Raw genomic sequence first — 6,417 nt, forward strand, 5'->3', positions numbered from 1 at the left:
GGACTTTCATGGACGGGTAAGCCCGGCCATGGCCGTGCAGATGGAGGAGGCCATGCGTCCCTATCATCCGCTTTTCATCGAGGAGCCTGTTTTACCGGAAAATGTGGATGCTTTAGCTCGTGTGGCCGCGCAATGTAAGACACCGATTGCTACCGGCGAGCGGCTTTTCACGCGCTGGGGCTTTCGGGAGGTATTGGAGAAAGGGGCCGCTACCGTATTGCAGCCTGATCCCTGCATTTGTGGGGGCATTTGGGAGACACGCCAGATCGGGAGTATGGCGGAGGTCTACTATGCCGCCCTGGCGCCGCATAATCCCTACGGCCCGCTTAATCTGGCGGCGAGCCTGCAGGTGGATGCTTGCACCCCTAACTTTCTGGTGCAGGAGTTCGTAGACCCCATCGGGTTAGGGGCGGGTGTGTTGAAGCAGCCTTTCACCGTAGAGAACGGCTACATCGCCGTGCCTCAGGCCCCCGGTTTGGGCGTAGAGCCGGACGAGGAGTGGTTGCGGGCGCATCCCCTTAAACCCAAGCCGGACCCAGGTCGGTGGTTTCATGAGGATGATGGCTCAATGGCCGACTGGTAGTTAAAACCCCCGGCCACGGTTCGCTTTTAGGATGGGTCGGCGGTGGGCGAGTCTGCGGATTTAGTGGGTGATTCTAATTCGCGGGCCAGGCCGTCGGCGAGGTGTCGCCATTGGCTATGCGGATAGCGCTGGTGAAACAGGGCAATGAGCTGTTGCGCCTCCTCGTGGTGGTGGAGATAGCGGGCACAGAGGGCTGCGGCTTTCAGCAAGGCCGTCTCCGCTTCGGGGCTATGGAGGCTCTCCTGGGCTACCTGGCGAAAAAGCGTTAAGGCCTCCGTAAGGTGCTCTCCCTCCTCGAGGGCGCAGGCCAGAAAATACTGTTGAGCTGGAGATAAGGCTACCTGTGTGATGTGATGGGATTGCATCTCTAAGTAAAGCTTTACGGCCATGGAGCGCATTCTCATCTTCAGGTAGATATCGAGTGCGGTGTTGAAATGAATAGCGGCCTGTTCCTGGTCGCCCATAATCTCCCATGCGCGGGCCAGCTCGGCATGCGCGTTCGCATCGTCGGGGTGTTTTTGAAGCACGGCCTCCCATCGGGGAATGGCCGCACCAGGGCGATTCTGCTCCAGCGCCTGTGCTGCATCTCTGGTGAGGTAAGCCATCTGAGCCTTTTGGGGAAGACGCAGCAAATAGGCCGCTGTAAGACCGGTTACGAAACCGCCAATATGTGCCCAGTGGGCTACTCCGTAGGCGGTATCTCCCACCCAAAGCCGCCATAAGCCGCTGCCTATTTCCCCTGCCAGAAAGATCGCCACCACCAGCACGACATGGGGGCGGATGGGAAAAAGGGCAAAGGAGATGCGCGCACGGTAATAGCGTACGGCGTAGGCGCCAACAAGCCCTGCACAGGCTGCGGAGGCCCCGATGATAGGCACGTGGGCGACCTCAGGAGGGAGAAGGGTAAGAATAATAAGGCACTGTAGCCAGCCTCCAACCGCGCCGGATAAAAGGTAGAGGGCCAGAAGTTTGCCACCGCCGATAGCGCTCTCCACGCCCGTGCCGAACACCCATAAGAAGAAGAGATTAAGGAGCAGATGCGCCGGATCGGCGTGCAGAAAGGAGTAGGTGAGAAGGTTCCAGAGATGAAGGTGGGAGGGCACAAGCCCATAACGATAAAGTAGAGCGTTCACATCCCATCGCCAGAAATGGGCGCCAAGGAGAAGACTCAGGGTAATTAGCCCTTGGCAGCCGGCGAGGGCCAAAGTCATCCACGGTCTTTTTTCTGTCGGTTGGTCGGTAGCATAAGGTAGAAACATTCGTTCCCCTCACGAAAGACGATACGACCTCTTTTTACCTTTTATTTCGGCCTTTGTCATTATCAACTACCGCCGATCTTATGCAGGTGGCTTGCGCTTTGTAGGGGCAGGGTGACCCCGTTCCTACTACACGATAGGTCGGTTGACAACGAGCCGCGTGCGGGCGATGCGCCGCATCGCCCTAACCAGCGCCATCGTCAAGGTACTTCCGATTTTAGAATCCATCTGCGCTTGTGGGAAGTAAGAGGCAACTCGGGCGCAATCCTGCTGTGGACTGGCTTTCAGTAGTGTGATTGAAGCAACTTCAATGCATAGTGGCCGGCATCGAGGAGAGCCATCTCTTTTCCTTGAGCGTAGCACTCCTGCCAATCTGCTTCTGTGCATCTGCACTTTCTTTGGGCCATGTTCTCGCTCTTTGCCCTCTGTTTGGTTGGGGAAAGAACCAAGCCGGTGATATCCTGATGATGTTCGAGTGCCCCCCAGAGCCGAGCGGCCTCGAGATCGTCGTTTGGTGGCAAGCAGAGAGCAGTCGTTACTAATGCTTCGCCTAAAAGAATGGCGTTAGGTGCTGAAATTAACATGGTCAATGCTTCTTGGAGAGGAGGGATGACGGCGGCAAACTCTGCTTTGGTGCTGTACAAGAGGTTTGCTTTTAAGGTGTAAAACATGGGAAGGAGCGCTCTCTCTTCAGAACGACATGCCAATTGGATGGCCTCTTCGAGATAAGCTTGTGCCGTATCCATTTGGGCTTGTTCAAATGCGATGGCACTAAGTTCGTAAAGGGCATAGGCGATGGCACGTGTCTCTTGTGTTTGGCGCACAATGGTTAGGCTTTGTTGGCAAAGGGCGAGGGCATCTGCGAAATTTTGTTGAAGGCGAGCCAACCTGCCGAGATTAAGCAGGATGAAGGCGATGCCGCCCACATCTTCCCATTTTTGAAAATGCTCCAAAGCCTCTTGTTGCAGCGCGGCTGCTTCCTTGTAGTTTCCTAGATTTAGCTCCACGATGCCTAGGTTTCCTAAAGCATAACCTAACACCCTATCGTCGAGTTCCCGAAGTTTATGAGCGCTCTGTTGCAAATAGGTTCTCGCCGCTTGAAGGTTCCCTTGTTCTTGCGCAACGATGCCCATCATGCCCAAAACACCGCAGGCCCTATCCTGTGTGCCGATCAAACCATGGACGTCCCAGGCTTGCTGCAGCAAGGTCCAGGCCCTGGTGAGATCGCCGTTTACCCAAGCCACCTGTGCACATTGACGCAGCGCGGAGGCGAGATAAGCTCTGTGGTCTAGTTGTTCATAGAGGACACAGCACTCTTCCAAACAGGTACGCGCTGTAGCATAGTCTCCAGCATCGAACGAGAGCCAACCAAGTCCGTTAAGCGCCTTTGCATAGGTCAGGTCGCGTTGGGGGTAACTGGCCAGCGCCTTCGATAGCCAGTTGCGGCCTTCTATATAGGCACCGCGTACCATCCAATAAGGGACGAGCGCCTCTGCAAAGATCGCGCCCTTTTCCGGTTCCTTGGCAAAACCCCATTCTAAAGCGGCCCGCACATTGGCCTCGTTTGTTTTTAGGTAGGACAACCCCTCTCGCCTGTGCAGTTCGCTTTCGCCCTGTTGCCCGGAGAGTGCCTTTTGAAAGAAGAAGTGATAATGGAGGTCACACAATCTCTTTCTTTCCTCGTCCGGCAGGTGAAGTGCGGCATATTCCCGGAGCACCTCCAGCATTCGATAACGGGTCTCTCCCTCCTGTTCCACTTCTATAAGCGAGTTGGTGCGAAGCGTTTCCAGTGCCTGCAGCGTCTCCAAGAAGTTTCCCTCGTCGAAACAGACCTTACAGGCAGCCTCAGCGTCCCAACCTCCTCGAAAAACCGACAGATTCGTGAAGAGCTTCCGTAGACGTATAGGGAGCAGTTGATAACTGGTGTCGAGAACCCTTTGAAGGGAACCCTGCCGATCTCCTTTTTCAAGCGAGGAGGTATCTACCGTCCAATTGAGGCGATGGGTAAAGTGGTCTCGCATTTGGGAGAGAGAGAGCATTTTGGCGTGACTACTGACCAGCTCCATAGCGAGGGGATGTCCCTCAAGCCATTGGCAAATCCAGGCCACGTCGTTGCAGTTACGCTCATTCAATAGAAATTTACGATTGTGGCTTTGCAATCTGTCTACAAACAGGCCTACGCTGGGAGATTGGAGCAGTTCACCGGCAGACATCTCCTGCTTGGGGGTAGGCAGTGGCTGCAGCCAATATTCACGCCCACCACGAATGCCAGGGCTCTTTCGAGAGGTCACAAGGCAGCAGAGGTGGGGTAGCCGTTCCAAGAGATGCTGCAGAATGGAGGCGGCTTCGGGCAATAGATGCTCGACATTGTCGAAAATCAGCAGGCATTCCGCTCTTTCTGCCAAGGCCTCAACAAGGTGTTTGATAGGCTCTCGGTGGCGTTCTTGAGAGATATCCAAGGCTTCCAGAACCGTCTGCCCAATAAGCGCCGGGTTGGAGAGGCTGGCAAAAGGGATAAAGTAGATGCCTCCACCAAAGCAGTCTTGTACCCTTTCGGCAACCTCGATGGCGAGGCGTGTTTTTCCGATGCCGCCCGTTCCAAGCAGGCTAATAAGCCGATACTGATGAGGGCTGGGGACGAGGTGTCTTTGGAGCCACTCTAGCTCCTCCTCTCTTCCAAAAAATCGTGTGAGGCGTGGAGGGATGTGTTGCTTGGGCGGGAGGGGCTTCGGCACTTCGGTTGCGATCAGTATTGGAAGGGCATTCTGAGTGGGCTGCTGCTTGCGGCCTCGATGCCCGAGTTGCTTTTGGAGTTGATTTGCGAGCGCTTGCACTTTTGGAGAGGGTGCAGTACCTAGCTCTCGGTGAAAGAGGGCTTCGAGCTGCTGATAGTGGCGTAGCGCCGTGGAGGGCTGAGCGGCTAGACTGTAGAGTTGGATCAGATCGTAGTGGGCCTCTTCGTCTAAAGGCTCCAGATAGAGGGCTTTTTGGGCATACTCGATGGCCTGCTGGAAGTCCCCCATCTGCTTTAACACGGTGGTCAGTTTACGCAAGCTGTTATAATAGAGTTCGGAAAGATACTGCCTTTGTGCAAGCACCCACTCCTCGTCGTTGCCCGGCAACAGCTCTCCTTTGTAGAGAGCAACCGCCTCTCGGAGAGAAGCCACACTTTCTCGCTCGTTCGGAGCATTGTCGGCCCGTTTCATTTTATAGAGCATATCGAGCACATCGGAGGTAAAGGCCTGAGGATGAAGACGTACGCTTAGACGGTTGGCCTGCAGGATAAGCCCGCGTTTGATACCCGCGGGTTCAAGATGATAGCGCAAGGATGTGAGCATGACACGCAGCCGATTTTTGGCGACTTCCTGTTCCTCTTCCGGCCAGAGGAGTGCAAGAAGCTCTTCGCGTGGAACGAAGTGGGGGCTATGCAAAATGAGATAGGCCAATAGCGCTCCCATCTTGCGAGTAGATTGTCGAAAGTGCGTTTCCTTATCCAGATAGGCCCTTAATCCACCCAATAGCTCGATGCGCCAAGCTTGGTTCATCATCGTCGTTTGCCTCACGGCAATCTAAAGATTTCTCTACAACAATTATTGACTCAAAAGAGTCTTATCAAGAGCAAACAAGCACTCTTGTTAGTATTATAACCCAAATGAAAACGATAGAGAGTCAAAATCTAAAAAAATGCCCTGCTTCGCTGGGCCATACGGCGAAGCAGGGCAAAGTAACAGCGTTATGGCGTTATGAGGAAAGAGGGCCTCTTCTTCCTAAGGGATGTTAACTCGGAATGAGCCTCCGAAGCTGCCTTGCGTGTAGGTGCCTGCGATGCGCAGCACGCCTTTCCCTGAGACCACGGAAGCAGGAAAGGTGAGATTTATCGTGATGCTGCTTCCTGAGGGAAGGTCGCCGATGGCCCCTGTTCCGGCAGTGGCCATAACGGTGTTTTTGCTGCTATCGGTGAGCTTGGCGGAGGACAAATTAAGGTTACCGGCGGTGGCTCCTCCAGAGTTGATAAACGTGAGTTGGACGATCACGTTGTTGTTTTGGTCGCGCGAGGCAGAGGTGAGATGGATTTGAAGTTGGGGCTGCCCTATAAGAAAGATGAGCGGTGAGGTCGTTGCCCCCAGAGTACTATCAGTCACTTGAACCGTGGCCGAACCGGCACTGGCAAGCAAGGATGCCGGCACGGTGGCCTGAAGTTGCTGAGAGCTGATCTGTTTCGTAGAGAGTCCTTGCCCGTTCCACAGCACACGTGCGAATTGCGTAAAGCCCGATCCTACTACCGTTAAGGTGAGATCGGAGGAGCCGGCTGCAGCGCCATTTGGGCTGAGGGCTAGCACCTTTGGGCCGTAGCGGAAGACCACACCCGTGCCGTTGCTACCACCTCCATTGGTTGTGCCATAGAGGTCGCCGTCCGGACCAAGGGTGAGGCCGCCCACAGGGCCGCCTCCGTTATCGGTGGTAGGTCCAAAGTCGAAGGAGTGAATTACGAAGAAGCCGTTGCCGAAGGTAGGCATTGCATAGAGCACCCCTCCGCCGTTGGATGGCGACCCACCATTTTGACAGGTGCCATAGATG

The 6,417-nt window shown here is 54.9% G+C and carries 4 protein-coding genes; 1 reads left to right on the forward strand and 3 read right to left on the reverse strand.

All coding sequences use genetic code 11. From position 1 onward, the window contains the following. Positions 1–583: enolase C-terminal domain-like protein (locus VKV18_RS02910; protein WP_324202731.1), on the forward strand; the 583-nt coding region annotated here is incomplete at its 5' end. Between the two features lie 26 nt (positions 584–609). Here the strand turns inward: VKV18_RS02910 and VKV18_RS02915 are convergent. The 3 genes from VKV18_RS02915 to VKV18_RS02925 form a co-directional block, all read right to left on the reverse strand. Continuing rightward, positions 610–1,842 (reverse strand): rhomboid family intramembrane serine protease, encoded by a 1,233-nt coding sequence (locus tag VKV18_RS02915; protein WP_324202732.1) that lies wholly within the window; start codon positions 1,840–1,842, stop codon positions 610–612. A gap of 281 nt (positions 1,843–2,123) precedes the next feature. Then, positions 2,124–5,387 (reverse strand): AfsR/SARP family transcriptional regulator, encoded by a 3,264-nt coding sequence (locus VKV18_RS02920; protein WP_324202733.1) that lies wholly within the window; start codon positions 5,385–5,387, stop codon positions 2,124–2,126. Positions 5,388–5,606: 219 nt separating this feature from the next. Then, positions 5,607–6,417 (reverse strand): choice-of-anchor tandem repeat GloVer-containing protein (locus tag VKV18_RS02925; RefSeq protein ID WP_324202734.1); only part of this gene is annotated, 811 nt, incomplete at its 5' end.

The organism is Chthonomonas sp. (assembly GCF_035294505.1).
In the GTDB taxonomy this organism is placed as follows: Bacteria; Armatimonadota; Chthonomonadetes; order Chthonomonadales; family Chthonomonadaceae; genus Chthonomonas.